The organism is Streptosporangium sp. H16, assembly GCF_051918855.1.
In the GTDB taxonomy this organism is placed as follows: Bacteria; Actinomycetota; Actinomycetes; order Streptosporangiales; family Streptosporangiaceae; genus Streptosporangium.
In genome coordinates this window covers 267,598-285,895 of sequence record NZ_JBPXMD010000007.1, presented here as the reverse complement: position 1 = coordinate 285,895, position 18,298 = coordinate 267,598, and the positions used below count along the sequence as shown (strand labels likewise).

Sequence of the window (18,298 nt, the reverse complement as noted above, 5' to 3'; positions counted from 1 at the left end):
CGGGGGATTCACGTGACGCGAGTGGCCACATTTGTCGCTGAGTCCTGTTAGCTTCGTGCGACATGCGGGTGTTGCACACATCGGACTGGCACCTGGGCCGCTCGTTCCACCGGGAGAGTCTCCTGGCCGCCCAGGGCGTCTTCGTCGACCACCTGATCGAGACGGTCAGGTCGGAGCGGATCGACGTGGTCGTGGTCTCCGGTGACGTCTACGACCGGGCGCTGCCCTCGGTCGACGCGGTCGACCTGTGCAACCAGGCGCTGCGCCGGCTCGTCGACGCCCGGGTGCGCACCGTGCTGATCAGCGGTAACCACGACTCGGCCCGCCGCCTCGGCTTCGGCGCCGACCTCATCGACGCGGCGGGCGTCCACCTGCGCACCGACCCGGAGCGGGTCGGCGAGCCGGTCGTCGTCGGCGACGTCGCCTTCTACGGCATCCCCTACCTGGAGCCCGAGCTGGTACGCGTCCCCTGGGAGCTGTCCGAGCGCACCCACACCGCCGCGATCGAGCACGCCATGTCCCTGGTCCGCGCCGACCTCGGGCGGCGCGGCCCCCGGTCGGTGGTCCTCGCCCACGCGTTCGTGACCGGGGGGCAGGGCAGCGACAGCGAGCGCGACATCAGCGTGGGAGGCGTCGCGCACGTCCCGGTGCGCGCCTTCGACGGCGTCGACTACGTGGCGCTCGGCCACCTGCACGGCCGCCAGCGGATGAGCGAGACCGCCCGCTACTCCGGCTCCCCGATCGCCTACTCCTTCTCCGAGAGCGGCCAGACGAAGGGCTCCTGGGTGGTCGACATCGGCCCCGGCGGCTACGAGGGCGCCGAGTTCGTCGAGGCCCCGGTGCCCCGGCCGGTCAGCCGCCTCACCGGCCGCATCGACGACCTGCTGGCCGCGCCCGAGCACGCCCGTCACGAGGACCACTGGCTCCAGGTGACGCTCGTCGACCGGATCCGGCCCAAGGGCGCGATGGAGCGGCTCCGGTCCCGCTTCCCGCACACGCTCGCCCTGTCCTTCGAACCCGAGGGCGGGGTCCACGAGACCGTGACCCGCGCCAGGGCGGCCGGGCGCCCCGAGATCGACGTCGCCCTCGACTTCGTCCGCGAGGTGCGCGGCGAGGCCGCCGACCCCGCCGAGACCCGGCTGCTGCGGGAGGCCGTGGAGTTCTCCCGCATGAAGGAGGCGAAGGCGTAGATGCGCCCGCACCGTCTGTGGATCACCGCTTTCGGCTCCTTTCCCGGTGAGGAGCAGGTCGACTTCGACGCCCTCGCCGAGGCGGGGCTGTTCTTGATCCACGGCCCCACCGGCGCGGGCAAGACCACCGTGCTCGACGCGCTCTGCTACGCCCTGTACGGCAGGGTGCCCGGCAGGCGCGACAGCGCCAAGAGCCTGCGCTGCGACCACGCGCCCCCGGGCCGTGGGCCCAGCGTGGCACTGGAGGTCACTGTCAGGGGCCGCAGGCTGAAGATCACCCGGTCGCCGGCCTGGCAGCGCCCCAAGCTCAGGGGCACCGGCACGACCAGGGAGAACGAGAAGGCCCTGCTCCAAGAGCTCGCGCCCTCCGGGGAGTGGGTGGGGCTGACGACCAGGGTCGACGAGGCGGGGGAGTTCGTCGGCACCCTGCTCGGCATGAACGCCGAGCAGTTCCTCCAGGTCGCAATGCTGCCCCAGGGGGACTTCGCCAAGTTCCTGCGCGCCGACGGCGAGGACCGCCGCAGGGTGCTGGAGCGCCTGTTCTCGGTGAAGATCTACGCCACCGCCGAGTCCTGGCTCGCCGAGCAGCGCACCGAGGCGTACCGCGAGCAGCAGGCCCTCCGCAAGGAGGTCGACTTCGCCGTCAAGCGCCTGGAGGAGGCCGCGGGCCCCGCCCTCCTGACCGCGCTGGCCGATCTCCCCGAGCCGCGGGTCTCCACGGAGTTCGTCTCCACGGAGTTCACGGAGCCGGGAGAGTCCGTGAAGCTCGTGGAGCCCGCGCAGTCCGCGCAGTCCGTGCGGTCCGTGGAGTCCGTGGAGGACGACCCGCTGGGGTGGGCCCACGCGCTCGAGAACCTCGCGCGCCTGGAGGTCGCGCGGTTGGACGGGCAGGGAGTCGAGGGCGAGGCCGCCGTACGGCGGGCGCGCGAGAGCCTGGAACGCGGTGCCGCGCTGGCCGACCGGCGACGGCGTCACGCCGAGGCGCTGACCAGGAGCCGGGCGCTGGAAGAGACGGCCGAGGAGCGGGCCGACCTGGAGACCATCCTGGAGGAGGCGGCGGCCGCCGACCGGGTGCTGCCGCTGATCCAGGGCGCCGAGCAGCGCGCCGAGGCCGCGTCCAAGGCCCACCACCTGGCCGCCGACGCCGTCGCCCGCGCCCTCCCCCTCCTCGGTGCCCCCCTCGACCAGTGGGACGCCGTCCGCGACCACACCGGCACCGCCCGCGACGGCGCCGGTACGGCGGGCGCGGCCCACGGCGACGACGCCCGTGACCACGGGGGTACCCGCGCCTACGACAACACCGATCCCACGGACGCCGGTGCCCATGAGGATGTCCGTGACCCCACGGACGCCGGTGCGGACCGCCGCCACGCCGTACTCGGCCACCTGGCCGCGCTGGAGCGCGACCGCCGGAGTGAGATCACCCGCCTGGGCGAGCTGCGCGCGGAGGAGTCACGCCTGGCGGGAATCGTCCGGGAGCGGGAGAGGACCGCTCGCGAGATCGTCGAGCTGGCCGCCGCTCAGGCAGAGGCCGACGCCCGCCTGAAGGCCCTCCCCGGCCTCCGCCGGGAGCTGGACGAACGTCTCACCGCCGCCCGCCTGGACGCGGCCCGCGTCCCCGCCGCCGAGTCGGCGGTGGAGGGTGCCGTCACCCGCCTCCGGGCGGCCGAGCACCGCGACCGCCTCGCCGCCGACCTGTCCGCCGCCCGCGCCGACCTCGCCGCCAGGCTGGCCGCCTTCCCTCCGGAGGTGCGCGAGGCCCTCGGCCCCGACGAGGTGCATGAGGCTCTCGGCCCTGACGAGGTGCGCGAGACCTTCGACCCCGGGGAGATCCGCGAGGTCCTCGCCGCCCAGGAGAGGGAGCGCGGGCGGGAGCTGGCCGGGCTGGAGGGGCTGCGGGTCGAGGAGGCCCGGCTGGCCGAGCTCGACGGGCTGATCGCCGCGCTCGACGCCGAGCTCCCGGAGGTGGTCCGGCAGGAGGCCGAGGTCCGCGAGACCCTGGAGGGGCTGCCCGCCGCGTCGGCGGAGGCGTCCGCCCGGCTCGGTGAGGCCAGGGCCGCCGCGGCGGGGGTCCCGGCGGCGCGGGCGAGCGCCGACACCGCCGCCGCGGTGCTCGCCGCGGCACGGCGCCGCGAGACACTCCGCGTCGAGCTGGAGTCCGCGCGCGCCGCGCAGACCGAGGCCACCGACCTCGCCCAGACGCTCCGCGACCGGCACCTGGACATCCGGCAGTCCAGGATCGACGGCATGGCCGCGGAACTCGCCGCCAAGCTCACCCCCGGCCACCCCTGCGCGGTCTGCGGCTCACCGGACCACCCCGCCCCCGCCGCCCCGGCCGACCAGGCGCCCACCGCCGACGACGAGCGCACCGCCCAGGGCGCCTACGAGGCGGCCATGGAACGGCGCCAGGCCGCGGGAAACACCGTCACGACGCTGGTCTCCCGCCTCGACGAGGCACTCGCCGTCGCGGGAGAGACGACCGGCGAGGAGGCGGGGGAGATCCTCGCCGAGGCGGGCCGGAAGCTGGAGGCGCTGACCTCCGCCGCGAGCGCCGAGGAGGCCCTCGCCGCCGAGGTGGAGCGGATCGCCGCCGAGCTGGACGGCGCGAGGACCCGGGCGGCGGAGATCGCCCGGCGGCTCGCCGAGGGCCGCGCCCGCCGTACGGGCTGGCAGGCCGAGCGCGAGCGCCTCACCGCCCGCCTGGACGGCGCCCGGGGCACCGACCTCTCGGTGCGGGCCCGCCGTGACCGCCTGGCACGGGAGGCCGCGCTCCTGTCCGCCGCGCTCACCGCCGCGACCCGCGCCATCGAGGCCGCCGCGGCCCACCGCGAGGCGCGCGACCGGACCGATCTGGCCGTACGGGACGCCGCGGGCGAGCTCACCGAGGCGGAGCGGGCGCTGGCCGCGCTCCGCGAGTCGGCGGGGGCCGAGCCGGTGCTGGCGGCCGAGGCCGGGCGGATCGCCGCCGAGTCCGAGCGGCTCGGGGAGCGCTCGCGCGAGCTCGCCGTCGGACTGGCCTCCCGCCGTACGAACGTCGAAAGGCTCGGTGCCGACGCCGAGCGGCTGGCCGCGCGCCTCGACGAGGCGCGCGGCCAGGACCCGACACTGGCCGCCAGGCTGGACCGGCTGGCCGACGAGGCGGAGCTGCTGCGGGAGGCCGTCGAGGCGGTCAGGGACGAGCGGGTCACCGCCGCCGAGCTCGCGACGGCCCGCGACCGGGCGCTGGGCGCCGTCGTCGAGGCGGGCTTCCTCGGGCTCGACGACGCCCGCGCCGCCGTCCGCTCTCCCGCAGAACGGGAGGAGAAGGCCGCCCGGCTCCGCGAGCTCGCCCAGGAGGGCGCCGCGGTCGCCGCGATGCTCGCCGATCCCGAGCTGGTCGCCGCCGCGGCCGAGCCGGAACCCGACCTCGCGGGGTTGCGCGAGGCGCGGGACGCGGCCGACGCCGCCCACGCCCGCCTGCTGTCCGAGCGGGACCGGGGCGAGGCCCGCCTGGCCCGGCTGGCCGCGCTCCGCACCGAGCTGGCCGCCTGCCTGCGCCGCTGGGAGCCCGCCGACGAGCGGCACCGGCTGACCGAACGGCTCGCCACCCTGACCGGCGGCAACTCCACCGACAACCGGTGGAAGATGCGGTTGTCGTCCTACGTGCTCGGCGAGCGCCTCAGCCAGGTGGTCGAGTCGGCCAACGAGCGGCTCGACCACATGTCGGGCGGGCGCTATCTCCTTGAGCACAACCGCGACCGCTCCGCCGGAGACCGGAGCAGGTCCGGCGGCGGGCTCGGCCTGCACATCCTGGACAGCTGGACCGGCGTGGGCCGTGACCCGGCGACCCTCTCCGGCGGCGAGAGCTTCATCACCTCGCTCGCCCTCGCCCTCGGCCTGGCCGACGTGGTCACCGCCGAGGCCGGGGGAGCGGACCTCGGCACGCTCTTCGTCGACGAGGGCTTCGGCACCCTGGACGAGGACACCCTCGACGGGGTGCTCGACATCCTCGACGGCCTGCGCGACGGAGGCCGGGCGGTCGGCATCGTCAGCCACGTCGCCGAGCTGCGCACCCGGGTGCCCGCGCAGTTGCACATCCGCAAGGAGCGCCGGGGTTCGACCGTCCGCCAGTGACCCGTTCGCCGGTGACCCGTTCGCCAATGACCCGACCGTCGGTGACTCGATGCGCCGGTGCCCCGTCCGCCGTCGCCCGCGGGAGGATCCGGTTACCGGTTACCGGTGAGCGCACCGGCGCCGGAGAGGTGGGGGCGGGCGCCGGTCGCCGACAGCGCGGCGGCGGCGGGGGAGCGGATCGAGACGGTGCTGCCGCGTCGGGAATCGGCGGCGATCACGACGATGATCCTCGCAGGTCAGCGACACGCCGTTGGTTTCACGGCCATTACCGCGAGGACCCTCTATTCTCGGCTACAGCGAGATCGTCATTCGGGCGGCGCGTGGCCGCGAGACGGTCTTCGGACGGGGCACGGTCCGCGACGGGCAGAGGTGCCGCCGCGCTTGACCGGCGAGGGCGGCCGGTACGCAACCGGTCGCGCCCCTGTGCCATCGTCGCGCCCCTGTGCCGTCTCGGCCTCGACCTGGATCACCGATCCGGTGACGACCGTCAACGGCACGCCCGCCCGGTCGTGGCGGCGGAGCAGGGCATGGCCGATCCGCGCCGATCCGCGGCGGCACGGTTCACCGGACGACTTTCACGAGTCGGCGCCCTGAGCCGCCGTGGCCTTGGAGGTAGAGGAGAGGGACGTATGAGGAGCCTCATCTGGGCCGGACCCGCCGTGAGTGTGCTCCTGTCCTGTCTTCTTGTCGTTCTCCTGATCGTGCTCCCGGCCGGGCGGTCCGGCGCGAGTGCAGCGGATCCGCCGGTGGCTCTCGGCGCGGCCGGGAGTTTCGCCGTCCTGGCCGGCGACTCCGTGGTCAACACCGGCGCCAGCGTCATCACCGGCGACCTCGGGGTGACCCCGGGCGTGACGGTGTCCGGTTTCCCGCCCGGGAGCGTGGCCGGGACGATCCATGTGAACGACGCCGCCGCCGTTCAGGCCCAAAGTGACTTCACCCTCGCCTACAACGACGTCGCCTCCCGCACTCCCACCGCCACCGTGCCCACCGACCTCGGCGCCACCACGCTGACGCCAGGGGTCTACACCTCGCTCTCGGGCACCTTCAGCAACACCGGCGCCCTCACCCTGGACGCCCAGGGAGACCCGGACGCGATCTTCATCTTCCAGGCCACCTCCACTCTGCTGACCGCGGGCGCCAGCACGGTGACCCTCATCGGCGGCGCCCAAGCTCGCAACGTCTTCTGGCAGGTCGGCACCTCGGCCACGCTGGGAGCCGCCTCCACCCTTTCCGGCACCATCCTCGCGCTGGCCTCGATCACCGCCGGCGCCGGCATGGTCGTCGACGGGCGCTTCCTGGCCCGTGACGGCACCGTCACCCTGGACAGCGACACCATCACCCGCCCCGCCGGCACGCTGTCCATCAGCACGCCCCAGAACGCGAACCTGGGTTCCGCGAAACCGGGCTCCGAGGTTTCGGCCCGGCTCGGCGCGGTCACCGTGACCGACACCCGCTACGCCACCGACGCCGCCTGGATCGCGACCGTCAGCTCGACGACCTTCACCACCGGTGACGCCACCGCCTCCGAGACCATCGCCAGAAGCCTCATCGACTACGCACCCGGCGCGGCCACGGCCACGACCGGGGTCGCGGAGTTCACCCCCGGCACCCCCGGCGGCCTCGGCTCCGCGCGCACCGCTTTCTCCGCCTCCGAGGGCACGGGCGAGAACTCCGCCACCTGGAACCCGACGGTCACCGTGACCCTGCCCGTCGGCGTCCGTGTCGGCACCTACACCGCCACCATCACCCACTCGGTCACCTGAGCCGCGGCCACATCGCCGGGTCCGGGCCGGGCGGGCCGGACCGGAACACCGAACGCGCTCAGCGCACGCGGGCCCGGCGAGCCGCCCGGCCGCCGCTTCCCGCTTCCCGGATGTGAACCCGGCTTCCCGTTCCCGGAGGTGAACCCGGCGGTCAGGGGGTGCGGCGCAGAGGCGGGCGGCGGGCCCAGGTGGCCCACCGCCAGAGCCATTCCAGCGGGCCCTGGCGGTAGCGGCGCAGCCAGAGCGTGGACACCAGCCACTGGGGGAGGAGAACGGCCCCGGCGATCAGGAGCACCGTCGCCGACGACCAGCCGTCCGGCGAGCCGCCGATGAGGCGGGCCGCCACCAGGACGAGGATCGTGGCGGACAGGTAGTTGGTCAGCGCCATCCGGCCCAGCGGCGCGAAAATCCTCCGCAGCACCGGACGGAGCGGCGTTCTGAGCAGGAGCAACAGGACGCACACGTAGACGCCCGCCATCAGCGACCCGGCGAGGCCGAACCAGGTGTTGAAGTACGCGTCGCCGGCCGGCGTCTCGAGCTGCAGCCACACGGCGGGCACCGCCCCCGCGGTGAAGAGCAGGGCCAGCGCGGCCGGAACGCGGGCGGAGCGCTCCATCCGGTCGATCACCCCGTACCGGGTGAGTGCCGACCCCAGCAGGAACAGTCCGGGCACCAGCGGCACACCGTTGCTGTCGAGGATCAGCGGCGTCGCGATGAGGACGGCGGCGAGCCCCGCGACGACCTGGCGCGGCAGCCAGGTCGAGGGCAGCAGCACCAGCAGGCCGACGACGGCGTAGATGGTGAGGATGTCGCCTCGCCACAGCAGGAACATGTGGGCCAGGCCCACGGCGAGCAGGACCAGGAGCCGGCGCACCAGGAGCACCCGCGGGCGCGGGGCGTGGCGTCCCGCGGAGTCCAGCAGCAGCGAGAAACCGACGCCGAACAGCAGGGAGAAGATCGGGAAGAAGCGCTGGTCGACGAAGAGCCCCAACCCCAGCCAGGCGTCGTCCTGACCCGGGGCCACCACCACGGACCGCGTGACCTCGGTGGCGTGGATCATGTGGGCGATCGGCTTGACGTTGGCCAGCAGGATTCCGCACAGGGCGAACCCGCGCAGCACGTCGAGCGCGGCGACACGCGGCCGGCCGGAGAAGGTCGTCGTGGGGTGTCCCGGCCCGGTGGCCTCCGGCGCCGGGGGGAGCGTTTCATGTGGCATGGGACCTCATCCTGTGGACTCCGGCCCGCTCCCACATCGGCGGAAAGCAGGGAGGGAACAGTACTTTCGGCCGGTACAGGCCGGTGGGACGCCTCCCCTAGCCTGGAGGCCGTGGGTGTTCCCGATCGGTTCGAGGTGGCGGCCGGCGCCGGGCTCGGCGCCGTGTTCGCGGTGGCCGTGGCCTTCCAGGCGTACCAGGTCGCCGGCAGCTGGGGCGCCGGGTACTGGCCGTTCGGCGCGGCGGTCGCCGCCTGGGTGTGCGCGCTCGCCCTGGTGCGCCGCCGCGACCCGCTGTGGACCGCCGTCGCCGGCCTCACCGTGGCCGCGCTCGCCGTCCTCGTCACCCGCCTCGTCCACCTGCCCGCCGAACCCAGCCCCGCCGCGTCCCTGGGGGCGGCGGTGCTCGTCGGCTCCGCGGTCAGGACGCTGCCCGCCCGCACGGCCTGCGCGGTGGCCGCCGCGGGACTGGCCGTGGTGGCGGGCGGCCTTCTCGTCAACCCCGGTTCGGCCGTGCCGGTGGTGAGCGGCCTGCTCTGGCTCGCCGCCCTGACGGCAGGGGGCGGCCTCCGGCTGCTCGCGGCCCGCCGCCGTACCGTCGCCGAGCGGGTACGACGTGCCGAGCGCCTTGAGCTGGCCAGGGAGCTGCACGACGTCGTCGCCCACCACATCACCAGCATCGTGCTCCAGGCCCAGGCCGCCCAGCTCGTCACCGCCAAGCACCCGGAGAGGACGGCCGGATCCCTCGCCGGCATCGAGACCGCGGGCTCGGAGGCCCTGGCCGCCACCCGCCGCGTGGTCGGCCTCCTGCGTGACGCCGCTCCCGCCGCCGAAGGCCACGAACGGCTCGGCGAGCTGATCGAGGGCTTCGAGAGCCACGGCCGCCGGGCGCACCTGCGGCTGGACGCCGAGCCGTCCGGCTGGCCGCCCCAGGTGAGCAGCACCGTGTACCGGATCGTGCGGGAGGCGCTGACCAACGTCTCCCGGCACGCCCCGCACGCCCGCGAGGTCACCATCGGCATCACCCAGCACGAGAGGGCCGTCACGGTCGAGGTCGAGGACGACGCCCCGCGACTGCCCGCCCGCCGCTACCGCCGCGCCGGGTACGGCCTCATCGGAATGCGCGAACGCCTCGAAGCCCTCGGAGGCACCCTGACCACCGGCCCTCGCCCCGGCTCCGGCTGGTCCGTCCGCGCCACCATCCCCACCGGAGAACACCGATGAGACCGCCCGCACCCGTCACGGAGCTTCGACACCGGATGGCGCGGCCCCTGCCCGTCGGGGAGTGCCGATGACCATCCGGGTGCTTCTGGCCGACGACCAGGAGATGGTCCGGGCCAGCCTGCGGATCATTCTCGAAGACCAGCCCGACATCACCGTGGTCGCCGAGGCGGGCGACGGCGTCGAAGCGATCGAGCAGGCCCGCAGGACGCTTCCGGACGTGTGCCTGGTGGACGTCCAGATGCCCCGCCTCGACGGGATCGAGGTCGCCCGCGCACTGGCCGGAGCCCCGCCCAGAGTGGTCATGGTCACCACGTTCGACCTGGACGAGTACGTCTACGGCGCGCTGCGCTGCGGCGCGGCCGGATTCGTGCTGAAGGACGCGGGTCCCCGCCTGCTGGTCGAGGCCGTGCGGGCCGCGTACACGGGAGACGCGCTCATCTCACCGTCCATCACGCTGCGACTGCTGCGCCACCTCACCGACCGCGGGACCCGGACCGGGGCCCGCGTGCCGGCACAGCCCCTGACCGCGCGGGAGACCGAGATCGTCCAGGCGATCGGCAGAGGACGCACCAACCAGGAGATCGCCGACGAGCTGTTCCTCTCGCTGAGCACGGTCAAGGGGTATGTATCGGGCATCACGGCCAAGCTCGGCGTACGCAACCGGGTCGAGATCGTGGCGTGGGCCTGGGAGGGCCGAGGCCGGGGCGGGCCGCCCCCGGAGGATGATCCGGTAACCGGTAGGCATCGGATGTAGTGATATCAGTGACATATGGGCTCAATCATCGGGTAGGCATGCCCAATGTCTTCTTTGCGCTACGAAGGATGGCTGCTGGCCGGGCGCTACCGTCTCCTGGCCGGGCTGGGCAGAGGCGGCACGGCGACGGTGTGGCGCGCCCATGACGACCTCCTCGACCGTGAGGTCGCGGTCAAGGAGGTCGAGCTCCCCGATCACCTGACCGGGCCAGAGCGCGAGGTCCTGCTGGAACGCACCATGCGGGAGGCGCGCCTCGCCGCGCGGCTGCACCACCCCAACATCGCCGCGGTGTACGACGTGGTGCGGGCCGACGACTCCCTGTGGATCGTGATGCAGCTCGTGCGCTCGCGCAACCTCGCCGAGGTGGTCGCCGAGGAGGGGCCCATGCGCGCGCCCACCCTCGCGCGGGTCGGGCTGGACGTGCTGTCGGCGCTGGAGGCCGCTCACGCGGCCGGAGTCATGCACCGCGACGTCAAACCCGCGAACATCCTGCTCACCGAGGACGGGCAGGCCATCCTGACCGACTTCGGGCTGGCCGCCGCCGTCGACGAGGACGTGTCTCTCACCAGGACGGGGATGGTCGTGGGCACGCCCGCCTACATCGCCCCCGAGCGCGCCGGCGGCGTCGCGTCGAGTCCGGAAAGCGACCTGTGGTCCTTAGGGGCCACCCTGTATGCCGCCGCCGAAGGCCGCTCCGCGTTCGGACGCAGCACCGCACTGGCCACCCTCGCCGCCGTGCTGACGGCCGACCCCGAACCGTTCCGGCACGCCGGGCCCCTGGCGCCCGTCATCACCGGCCTGCTCGACAAGGACCCCGCCCGGCGCACCGACGCCGTCCGTGCCCGGAAACAGCTGGAGGACGTGGCCACGCTGTGGGAGCGGGACGCGGACGTCACCGCGGCGCCCTTCCTCGCCGCCGGCGTCGTGGCGTCGGCCGCGGACCGGCGGTCCACCGGGCCCATCGAGGCCGACCGCCGCTCCACCGGTCACCACTTCCACGGAGACGCCGGCCGTGGTTCCACCGGGTACCACCTTCGTGAGGAGGCCGGGCCCACCTCGGCACACCGGCGGGTCATCGGGCGCCGGCGCCTGTCGGCGGGTGTCGCGGTTCTGGCCGTCGGCGTTCTCGCCGGCGCGGCCCTCACCGCCGGATGGCGCGGTGACGAGTCCGGCCGGCCGGAGCCGGTCGCTCCTTCCGGGGCCGCTCCCGTCACGGCGCCACAGGCCACCCGTACCCCCGAGACGCGGCAGGTGATCGACGACGAGCACCCCACCGCCGCACCTCGCCGCAGCGGACGGACCGACGTCGCCCCCAGGGCGGCGACCACTGGCTCCCCCGGGACCGGCACGTCCGTGACCCCCGCGAAGAAGCCCAATCCCAACTCCGACAAGCACAAGAAATACAAGCCGGCGCAGAACGGCAAGGGGAAGGGCAAGAAGAACTAGCCGCAGACGCGCCCATCGCGGCCATGGTCCGCGCAGGGGCCGGGCCCCGCGTCGGCGAGGGCCCGGCCCCTGCGGGTCGGAACGGTCAGCCGAACTCGCCGTTCTTGACGCCGTCGATGAAGGCGGTCCACTCGGTGGCGGTGAAGACCAGCGCGGGGCCGGTGGTGTCCTTGCTGTCGCGGACGGCCCGGCGCCCGCCGGACAGTCCGGCGACCTCGACGCACTCGCCGCCGTTGCTCCCCGAGCGGGTGGACTTGACCCACGTCGCCTCTGCCAGTTCCCGGTTCAGGTCCATTTCTTGGTCGTCTCCTTGATCAGCTTCAGGGACTCGCGCTGGGGCAGCGCCTCGACGCGGATCGCCTCGTACCGCAATGCTAAAGCGGCGACCTCGTCGGGGCGATCGGTTACCTGGCCCGCACCGGCCGACTCGATGTAGGCCGCGTTGACCACACCCCTGCGCGCGTGCGCGAGGACGAAACCCCCGTTGATGCCGGATGTCGTGCGGGCGTCGAGGGGAAGGATCTGGATCGCGATGTCGGGGCGCTCGCCCATCTCGGCGAGGTGGCGGAGCTGCGCCGCCATCACGTCGTCCGCGCCGACGGGGCGGAGCAGGACGCCCTCGTCGATGACCGCCCAGAGCATGGGGCGGTTCGCCCGGTCGAGGATGGCCTGGCGCTCCATCCGGGCCGTCACGTACTCCTCCAACTGCTCGGGGGTGATGCGGGGCTCGCCGCGCAGGATCGCCTCGGCGTAGTCGCGGGTCTGGAGCAGGCCCGTGACGACGAGAGGATGCCAGGCCCGCAGGGTCTCGGCCTCCCGCTCGATCTCGATCCAGGGCCTGAACCAGTCGGGCAGCCGGCTGCCCACGTGGCTGACGAGATCCCACAGGTTCGTCAGGGCGCCGTCGAGCTTCAGGACCTTGTCGATCTTCTCGGTCATCTCCCGGGGAGCCTTCCGGTGGGCGAGCTCCACCATGCTCACCAGGCTGACCGACCACCCGATGCGATCGGCCAGCTCCTTTTGACTGAGACCTGCCTCTTTGCGACGCCTACGGAATTCTGCGGCGAAATATTCCTTTGGGGAGACCGTGGAGCCGATGCCCGGGGGGATGGTCATTTCTGTCCTCTCGTGAACACACACCCGTTCCTGTGAATACACGCCCGGCTTCACATAACCGTGTAGTGACCGTGCGTTCGGAGCCACTACCGACAGTAATGGTTGTTTGGGATTCTTGGAATACCCGGCGGGCGGTCGCCGGGGGTCCGGTCAATGAGGCGAGAAAGCCCGGAGGGCGAAAGGGCGTTAACCATGCAAACGGCCAGAAAGTTAGGGGAGATCTTCCTGCGGAGAGAGCCGGAATCGGTCTCACGCGCCCGCGCGACGGTGCGCGAGCTCCTCGGTCCCGATCATCCCGCCTACGAGCGGGTGCGGCTGGCCGTCTCCGAGCTCACCACGAACGCCGTCGGGCACTCCACCCCCGGTCCGGTGGGCGACCTGGTGATGGTCGTCCTGAAGGTGGTCGACGACTTCGTATACGTGGAGGTGACCGACCCCGGTTCCGCGTCCGGCAAGCCGTGCCTGAAGGATCCCTCCCCGGACGCGGAGGACGGGCGAGGGCTGTTCATCGTCGACGAACTCTCAGCGGGAAACTGGGGCGTCCGCGACTTCGGGGCGGGTGGCCGTACGGTGTGGTGCGCCATTCCGGCCGAACTCACGGCTCCCGTGGAAGAGGCCGTCGTCCTCGCCGTACGGCCGGAATAGCGGACGCTGCGGTCTGCGATACATGGCAATCAGCAGGAAAGCAGAATCCCACACTCCACAAACACGCTGTGTATGTCTTGCGTGTTTTCTCTACTCGTCCGTGTAAAGGCAGAACGGGTGTCCGGCGGGGTCGAGGAGGACCCGGACGTCGTCCTGCGGCTGGTGGGCGGCGAGTGTCGCGCCCGTCTCGATCGCGTGGGTGACCGCACCGTAAAGGTCACCGACCTCCAGGTCGAGGTGCAGCATCATCTGCTGCGAGCCGTCGGCGTTCGGCCAGACCGGTCGTACGTAGTCCTTGGATGTCTGGAAACCCAGGTACGTGCCCCCGCTGGCCGGTGCGACCGTGGCCCAGCCGGGCTCGTCCTTGGTGATCTTCCAATCGAGAAGGCGCGCGTAGAACCGCGCGAGTTCCTGTGCGTCGGGTGCGTCGAGTACCACACCCCAGTGGTGAGAGTCCGTTCGTCCGCGCATGGCTGCGTCCTGCCCCGAAAGCCGCTCGGATCACGCGGGCCACGGGCAGGGAGAGAAAGCGCGCCCTTCGCGGGGTGCGCGGACACGACGGCCTGCGCTCTCCTGGACACTGCAGGTATGCACGAGGAGAACTCCCGGTCAGCGGATCGCGCCGCCCAGATGGGACCTGGCCGTGAGGATCACTCCCGGTCAGGGGATCGCGCCCTCCGGACGGAATCCGGTTGTGAGGATTACGCCTTTCCCGTCCCGGCGCCGTCCAGCGAACGGCCGGTGGCCGACGACCACGGGACGGTGTCGCTGCGGCTGCCGTTCCGGGCTCCGCTGTGCCCCGGCAACCTGTTCGGGCATCTCGCCGCGACCGCCGTGCCCGGGGTGGAGGAGTGGCGCGACGGCGCGTACCGCCGCACGCTGCGCCTGCCGCACGGTCACGGCATCGTCACCCTGTGGCCGATGCCCGACCACGTCGGCTGCCGTCTGACCCTCAGCGACCGCCGTGACCTCTCCACCGCGATCAGCCGGTGCCGGCACATGCTCGACCTCGACGCCGACCCCGTCGCCGTCGGAGACGTCCTTCGCGCCGACCCGGCGCTCGCATCGTTCGTGGACGAGCACCCCGGCCGCAGGGTGCCCCGCACCGTCGACGCGTTCGAGCTGGCGGTACGCGCGGTGCTCGGGCAGCAGGTGTCCACCGCGGCCGCCCGCACCCATGCCGCCCGGCTGGTCACCGCGCACGGCGAGCCGATCACGGACCCCGAAGGAGGCCTCACCCATCTCTTCCCCGCCCCCGGGGCGCTGGCCTCGCTGGATCCGGGCAAGCTCGCCCTTCCCCGGACGCGCCGCGCCACGCTCACCGGCCTGATCGCCGCCCTGGCGGCCGACGAGATCGATCTCGGCGCCGGAGGCGACCGGCGTCGAGCCCGGGCGCAGCTCTCGGCGCTTCCCGGACTCGGGCCCTGGACCGTCGAGACCATCGCGATGCGCGCCCTCGGCGACCCCGACGCCTTCATCCCCGCCGACCTCGGGATCCGCGTCGCCGCCCGCAGGCTCGGCCTCCCCGTCACCCCCGCGGCGCTCACCCGCCGTGCCGCCGCCTGGCGCCCCTGGCGCGCCTACGCCGTCCAGTATCTCTGGGCCACCGGCGACCACCCGGTCAACCGGCTGCCCGCGGCGTGAAGCCGGCTGGGCTTCAGGCCGTGCGCTCGGCGACGAACACGAACTCGCGCCCCGGGCGATCAGGAGCCTCGCGCACGTCCAGTACGCGATATCCGCTGGCGACCAGGCTCGCCTCCACCTCGTCGTGGCCGCGGAACCGGAGGGTCGAGTCGGAGGTGACCACCGCGCCGTCCGACAGGAACCTGTACGTGTAGCGGAAGGAGACGTACGGAAGGCTCACGTCGGTGACCTCGAAACACCGCTCCACCGGTCCGCTTCCCGGGACGTCGCGGATGACCTGAGCATCGTCGGCGGCCCATTCCTCCCAGGCCCGGCGTTCGGGACGCCTGGTCTCGAACACGAGGTGGCCACGTGGGCGAAGCGCGGCGTGGATGCCTCGGAGGGTCCGTGTCCAGTCGTCGTCGGTGAGGAAGACCTGTGCCACGTTTCCCGTCATCACCGCGAGATCGGCGCCGAGCGCCGGAACCGCCGTGACATCGCCGTGCACCCAGGTGATCCTCGCGGCGTGATCCTTCGACCTCGCCACCTCAAGTGACGCCTCGGCCGGATCGACACCCACGACGGTACGGCCGCTCTCGGCGAGCAGGACGGCCAGGCATCCCGTCCCGCAACCGACGTCGAGCACACGGTTTGCGCCCAGCTCGCCGACGATGTCGAGGTAGGCGGTCAGATCGTCGCGGTCCCCGTCGAAGACGTCGTAGACGGGTGCGAGACGAGGGTGAGCGAAGATCGCATCAGGCACCCGGCGACCATATCCGCGTTCAGGCGCTCCGGCGACGGATTATCGGCCGCCAGTGGTCGAGGGGCCGCGCCGGGCCTCCGGGTCACCGGGCGTCGAAGGCCGTCCTGGACTCCAGGATGCCGGCGGCGTTGTTCTCCGCCCAGCCGGCCAGGCCGCGGACGACCCCGAGCAGGCCGATCCCGCGGGGAGTCAGCGCGTAGTCGACGCGCGGCGGGGTGGTGTCGTGGACGGTCCGTGTCACCAGGCCGTCTCGCTCCAGCCCTCGCAGCGTCGCGCTGAGCATGCGCTGGGTGATGGGCTCGCTCATCCGGCGCAGTTCGTTGAACCGCCGGGTGCCGTCGCCCAGCTGGCAGATGACGACCACCGACCACTTGTCGCCGATCCGGTCGAGCACGTCGCGGACCAGGGCGCGGTTCTGCTCGCACACGGGGGTGATGTCGTCCGTCTCGGTGGTCGGATGCGCCATGCCCGCCAGTATACGAGAGATACCTGGTTCTGTCCTGGACGGTTCTCCCGGGGATACCTGGGCATGTTGAAGTGCTCTCTTGCCGCCTTCTCCGCTCCGATGCAATGGTACGAACAACGGACCTGGTATATAAAGAGAACTGTCCTGGAGCTGCGGTTATGCAAGTGATTGGGTTTTACGAGTTCGGGGGACCCGACGTGCTGCGGGTCATCGACCTTCCGGAACCGCACGCCGGGCCCGGTGAGGTCCGGGTGCGGGTGCACGCGGCCGCGGTGAATCCGGCGGACACGCTGATGCGCGCCGGCGTGTTCGCGCAGGCATTCGCCGGGGTGCCGGCCCCGTACGTCACCGGAATGGATATCGCCGGCGTGATCGACGAGATCGGCCCGGGGACGGAGACCGAGCTGTCCCCGGGGGAGCCGGTGATGGCGATGGTGATGCCGATCGGCCCGGCCGCGGGAGGCTACGCCGAGTACGTGGTGCTGCCGGCCGGCTGGGTCGTCCGCGCACCGGCGGGCATCGATCACGCGGCGGCGGCGACGCTGCCGATGAACGGGCTCACCGCGCGGCTGGCGCTCGACCAGCTGGCGCTCGCGCCGGGCTCCGTCCTCGCCGTGATCGGGGCCGCCGGGACACTCGGCGGCTACCTGGTCCAGATGGGCGCGCACGCGGGGCTGACCGTGATCGCCGACGCCGCGCCCGCCGACGAGGCCCTGGTCCGCCGCTCCGGCGCGACCGACGTCGTGGCCAGGGGATCCGATGTCGCCGACCGCATCCGGGCCCGGTACCCGGACGGCGTGGACGCGGTCGCCGACACGGCGCTGGTCGGGCCGCGGCTCCTCGACGCCGTACGCGACGGCGGCACGTACGCCCGGTTCCGCACCGGCGATGAACCCGGCGGCCACGAGTTCGACGGCGACGGCCCGATCACGGTGCAGACGACGTTCGTCCCCGACTACGCGGGGCGGACGGACAAGCTGGACCAGGTCCGCCTGCTCGCCGAGGCGGGCGTGCTCATCCCGCACGTCGCGGCGACCCTGCCCGCCGCCGAGGCGGCCGACGCGCACCGGCGGCTCGCGGCCGGCGGTCTCCGCGGCCGGCTCGTGCTCACCTTCTGACCTTCTGAACTCACCGAACCTCGCCGACAAAGGAGTAGTCATGCCCGCACGCTTCGCGGAGAAGGTCATCCTGATCACCGGCGCCACCTCCGGTATGGGCCGTGCCGCCGCCGAGCGGATCGCCGCCGAGGGCGCGAAGGTCGTCCTGGCCGCCCGTGGCAAGGAGGCCGGCGACGCGCTGGTGGCCGGCATCCGCGCCGCCGGAGGCGAGGCCACCTTCGTCCCCGCCGACGTGACGGTGGAGGCCGAGGCGGCCGAGCTGGTCCGGCAGGCGGTGAGCCGGTACGGCCGGCTCGACGGCGCGTTCAACAACGTCGGCGCCGCCACCGCGATCGGCCCGGTGACCGGCATCGACGGCGACGCCTGGCAGGCCGACCTGGCGCTCAACCTCAGCAGCGTCTTCTTCGGCCTGAAGCACCAGATTCCCGCCCTGCGGGCCGCCGGTGGCGGCGCGATCGTGAACAACGCCTCCAACCTCGGCGTCGTCGGGGCGGCGGGCATGGCCTCCTACAGCGCCGCCAAGCACGGCGTCGTCGGGCTCACCCGCTCGGCGGCGCTCGATGAGGCCGCGGCCGGCGTACGGATCAACGCCCTGGTCACCGGCGGCGTCGACACCCCGCTGCTGCGCGCCAACCTGGGCCCGACACCCGAGGAGTCCCTGCGCGCGGCCGAGGCGATGCACCCGCTCGGGCGGATCGCCCAGCCGGAGGAGATCGCGGCGTTCGCGGCGTTCCTGCTGAGCGACGAGGCCAGGTTCATCACCGGGGCCGCGCTCGCGATCGACGGCGGGATGACCGCCGCCTGACGACGGATCCCGCCGTGGCGGGCGCCGGCCGCCGCCGAGGCGCGGGCGGTGCGGGGCCC

Annotated in this window: 17 protein-coding genes; 10 read left to right on the top strand and 7 right to left on the bottom strand. The window is 73.1% G+C overall.

Going from position 1 to position 18,298, the window contains the following annotated elements; all coding sequences use genetic code 11:
- Positions 1-62: 62 nt before the first annotated feature.
- Both ACTOQ2_RS14950 and ACTOQ2_RS14945 read left to right on the top strand, forming a co-directional pair.
- Entirely contained in the window at positions 63-1,190 is a 1,128-nt protein-coding gene (locus ACTOQ2_RS14950; RefSeq protein WP_440100171.1) for an exonuclease SbcCD subunit D, read from the top strand.
- Positions 1,191-5,303, top strand: a complete 4,113-nt coding sequence (locus ACTOQ2_RS14945; RefSeq protein WP_440100170.1) for an AAA family ATPase — start codon at positions 1,191-1,193, stop codon at positions 5,301-5,303.
- Between the two features lie 92 nt (positions 5,304-5,395).
- Here ACTOQ2_RS14945 and ACTOQ2_RS14940 read toward each other — a convergent pair whose 3' ends face one another.
- Positions 5,396-5,521 (bottom strand): hypothetical protein, encoded by a 126-nt coding sequence (locus ACTOQ2_RS14940; protein ID WP_440100169.1) that lies wholly within the window; start codon positions 5,519-5,521, stop codon positions 5,396-5,398.
- Positions 5,522-5,932: 411 nt separating this feature from the next.
- Here ACTOQ2_RS14940 and ACTOQ2_RS14935 point away from each other — a divergent pair, with 411 nt between their 5' ends.
- Positions 5,933-7,066 (top strand): ice-binding family protein, encoded by a 1,134-nt coding sequence (locus tag ACTOQ2_RS14935; protein ID WP_440100168.1) that lies wholly within the window; start codon positions 5,933-5,935, stop codon positions 7,064-7,066.
- A gap of 151 nt (positions 7,067-7,217) precedes the next feature.
- Here ACTOQ2_RS14935 and ACTOQ2_RS14930 read toward each other — a convergent pair whose 3' ends face one another.
- The gene (locus ACTOQ2_RS14930) at positions 7,218-8,282 is read right to left on the bottom strand and encodes a DUF418 domain-containing protein (protein ID WP_440100167.1); all 1,065 of its coding nucleotides are present in this window, start codon (positions 8,280-8,282) and stop codon (positions 7,218-7,220) included.
- 111 nt (positions 8,283-8,393) lie between these two features.
- Between ACTOQ2_RS14930 and ACTOQ2_RS14925 the strand changes: the two genes are divergently transcribed.
- The 3 genes from ACTOQ2_RS14925 to ACTOQ2_RS14915 all read left to right on the top strand — a co-directional run bounded on the left by ACTOQ2_RS14925 (position 8,394) and on the right by ACTOQ2_RS14915 (position 11,703).
- Positions 8,394-9,503: a sensor histidine kinase gene (locus ACTOQ2_RS14925; protein WP_440100166.1), complete on the top strand. Its 1,110-nt coding sequence runs from the start codon at positions 8,394-8,396 to the stop codon at positions 9,501-9,503.
- Positions 9,504-9,570: 67 nt separating this feature from the next.
- On the top strand, positions 9,571-10,257 hold the full coding sequence (locus ACTOQ2_RS14920; protein ID WP_440100165.1) for a response regulator: 687 nt from the start codon (positions 9,571-9,573) through the stop codon (positions 10,255-10,257).
- 45 nt (positions 10,258-10,302) lie between these two features.
- Positions 10,303-11,703: a serine/threonine-protein kinase gene (locus ACTOQ2_RS14915; RefSeq protein WP_440100164.1), complete on the top strand. Its 1,401-nt coding sequence runs from the start codon at positions 10,303-10,305 to the stop codon at positions 11,701-11,703.
- A gap of 85 nt (positions 11,704-11,788) precedes the next feature.
- Here ACTOQ2_RS14915 and ACTOQ2_RS14910 read toward each other — a convergent pair whose 3' ends face one another.
- Positions 11,789-11,998 carry a DUF397 domain-containing protein gene (locus ACTOQ2_RS14910; protein ID WP_440100163.1) on the bottom strand — a complete coding sequence of 70 codons (210 nt, stop codon included), beginning with the start codon at positions 11,996-11,998 and terminating at the stop codon, positions 11,789-11,791.
- Positions 11,989-12,819, bottom strand: a complete 831-nt coding sequence (locus ACTOQ2_RS14905) for a helix-turn-helix domain-containing protein (protein WP_440100162.1) — start codon at positions 12,817-12,819, stop codon at positions 11,989-11,991. Before ACTOQ2_RS14905 ends, ACTOQ2_RS14910 begins: the two co-directional genes overlap by 10 nt.
- 192 nt (positions 12,820-13,011) lie before the next feature.
- On the opposite strand from ACTOQ2_RS14905, the gene ACTOQ2_RS14900 reads away from it, so the two are divergent.
- Complete coding sequence (locus ACTOQ2_RS14900; protein WP_440100161.1) at positions 13,012-13,464, top strand: ATP-binding protein; 453 nt, start codon at positions 13,012-13,014, stop codon at positions 13,462-13,464.
- Between the two features lie 90 nt (positions 13,465-13,554).
- Here the strand turns inward: ACTOQ2_RS14900 and ACTOQ2_RS14895 are convergent, their stop codons facing one another.
- Positions 13,555-13,935 carry a VOC family protein gene (locus tag ACTOQ2_RS14895; protein WP_440100159.1) on the bottom strand — a complete coding sequence of 127 codons (381 nt, stop codon included), beginning with the start codon at positions 13,933-13,935 and terminating at the stop codon, positions 13,555-13,557.
- Between the two features lie 270 nt (positions 13,936-14,205).
- Here ACTOQ2_RS14895 and ACTOQ2_RS14890 point away from each other — a divergent pair, with 270 nt between their 5' ends.
- Positions 14,206-15,108 carry a DNA-3-methyladenine glycosylase family protein gene (locus ACTOQ2_RS14890; RefSeq protein WP_440100158.1) on the top strand — a complete coding sequence of 301 codons (903 nt, stop codon included), beginning with the start codon at positions 14,206-14,208 and terminating at the stop codon, positions 15,106-15,108.
- A gap of 13 nt (positions 15,109-15,121) precedes the next feature.
- Here the strand turns inward: ACTOQ2_RS14890 and ACTOQ2_RS14885 are convergent, their stop codons facing one another.
- Positions 15,122-15,850 (bottom strand): class I SAM-dependent methyltransferase, encoded by a 729-nt coding sequence (locus ACTOQ2_RS14885; RefSeq protein ID WP_440100157.1) that lies wholly within the window; start codon positions 15,848-15,850, stop codon positions 15,122-15,124.
- Between the two features lie 82 nt (positions 15,851-15,932).
- Complete coding sequence (locus ACTOQ2_RS14880; protein ID WP_440100156.1) at positions 15,933-16,316, bottom strand: winged helix-turn-helix transcriptional regulator; 384 nt, start codon at positions 16,314-16,316, stop codon at positions 15,933-15,935.
- Positions 16,317-16,474: 158 nt separating this feature from the next.
- On the opposite strand from ACTOQ2_RS14880, the gene ACTOQ2_RS14875 reads away from it, so the two are divergent.
- Complete coding sequence (locus ACTOQ2_RS14875) at positions 16,475-17,434, top strand: NADP-dependent oxidoreductase (RefSeq protein WP_440100155.1); 960 nt, start codon at positions 16,475-16,477, stop codon at positions 17,432-17,434.
- Between the two features lie 40 nt (positions 17,435-17,474).
- A complete protein-coding gene (locus tag ACTOQ2_RS14870) occupies positions 17,475-18,239 on the top strand; it encodes an SDR family NAD(P)-dependent oxidoreductase (RefSeq protein WP_440100154.1) in 765 nt (254 codons plus the stop codon).
- Positions 18,240-18,298: the final 59 nt, after the last annotated feature.

Coding starts and splice junctions, on each gene's coding strand:
- ACTOQ2_RS14950 (WP_440100171.1), top strand. CDS start 63: ATGCGGGTGTTGCACACATCGGACTGGCACCTGGGCCGCTCGTTCCAC.
- ACTOQ2_RS14945 (WP_440100170.1), top strand. CDS start 1,191: ATGCGCCCGCACCGTCTGTGGATCACCGCTTTCGGCTCCTTTCCCGGT.
- ACTOQ2_RS14935 (WP_440100168.1), top strand. CDS start 5,933: ATGAGGAGCCTCATCTGGGCCGGACCCGCCGTGAGTGTGCTCCTGTCC.
- ACTOQ2_RS14930 (WP_440100167.1), bottom strand. CDS start 8,282: ATGCCACATGAAACGCTCCCCCCGGCGCCGGAGGCCACCGGGCCGGGA.
- ACTOQ2_RS14920 (WP_440100165.1), top strand. CDS start 9,571: ATGACCATCCGGGTGCTTCTGGCCGACGACCAGGAGATGGTCCGGGCC.
- ACTOQ2_RS14915 (WP_440100164.1), top strand. CDS start 10,303: ATGTCTTCTTTGCGCTACGAAGGATGGCTGCTGGCCGGGCGCTACCGT.
- ACTOQ2_RS14910 (WP_440100163.1), bottom strand. CDS start 11,998: ATGGACCTGAACCGGGAACTGGCAGAGGCGACGTGGGTCAAGTCCACC.
- ACTOQ2_RS14905 (WP_440100162.1), bottom strand. CDS start 12,819: ATGACCATCCCCCCGGGCATCGGCTCCACGGTCTCCCCAAAGGAATAT.
- ACTOQ2_RS14900 (WP_440100161.1), top strand. CDS start 13,012: ATGCAAACGGCCAGAAAGTTAGGGGAGATCTTCCTGCGGAGAGAGCCG.
- ACTOQ2_RS14895 (WP_440100159.1), bottom strand. CDS start 13,935: ATGCGCGGACGAACGGACTCTCACCACTGGGGTGTGGTACTCGACGCA.
- ACTOQ2_RS14880 (WP_440100156.1), bottom strand. CDS start 16,316: ATGGCGCATCCGACCACCGAGACGGACGACATCACCCCCGTGTGCGAG.
- ACTOQ2_RS14875 (WP_440100155.1), top strand. CDS start 16,475: ATGCAAGTGATTGGGTTTTACGAGTTCGGGGGACCCGACGTGCTGCGG.
- ACTOQ2_RS14870 (WP_440100154.1), top strand. CDS start 17,475: ATGCCCGCACGCTTCGCGGAGAAGGTCATCCTGATCACCGGCGCCACC.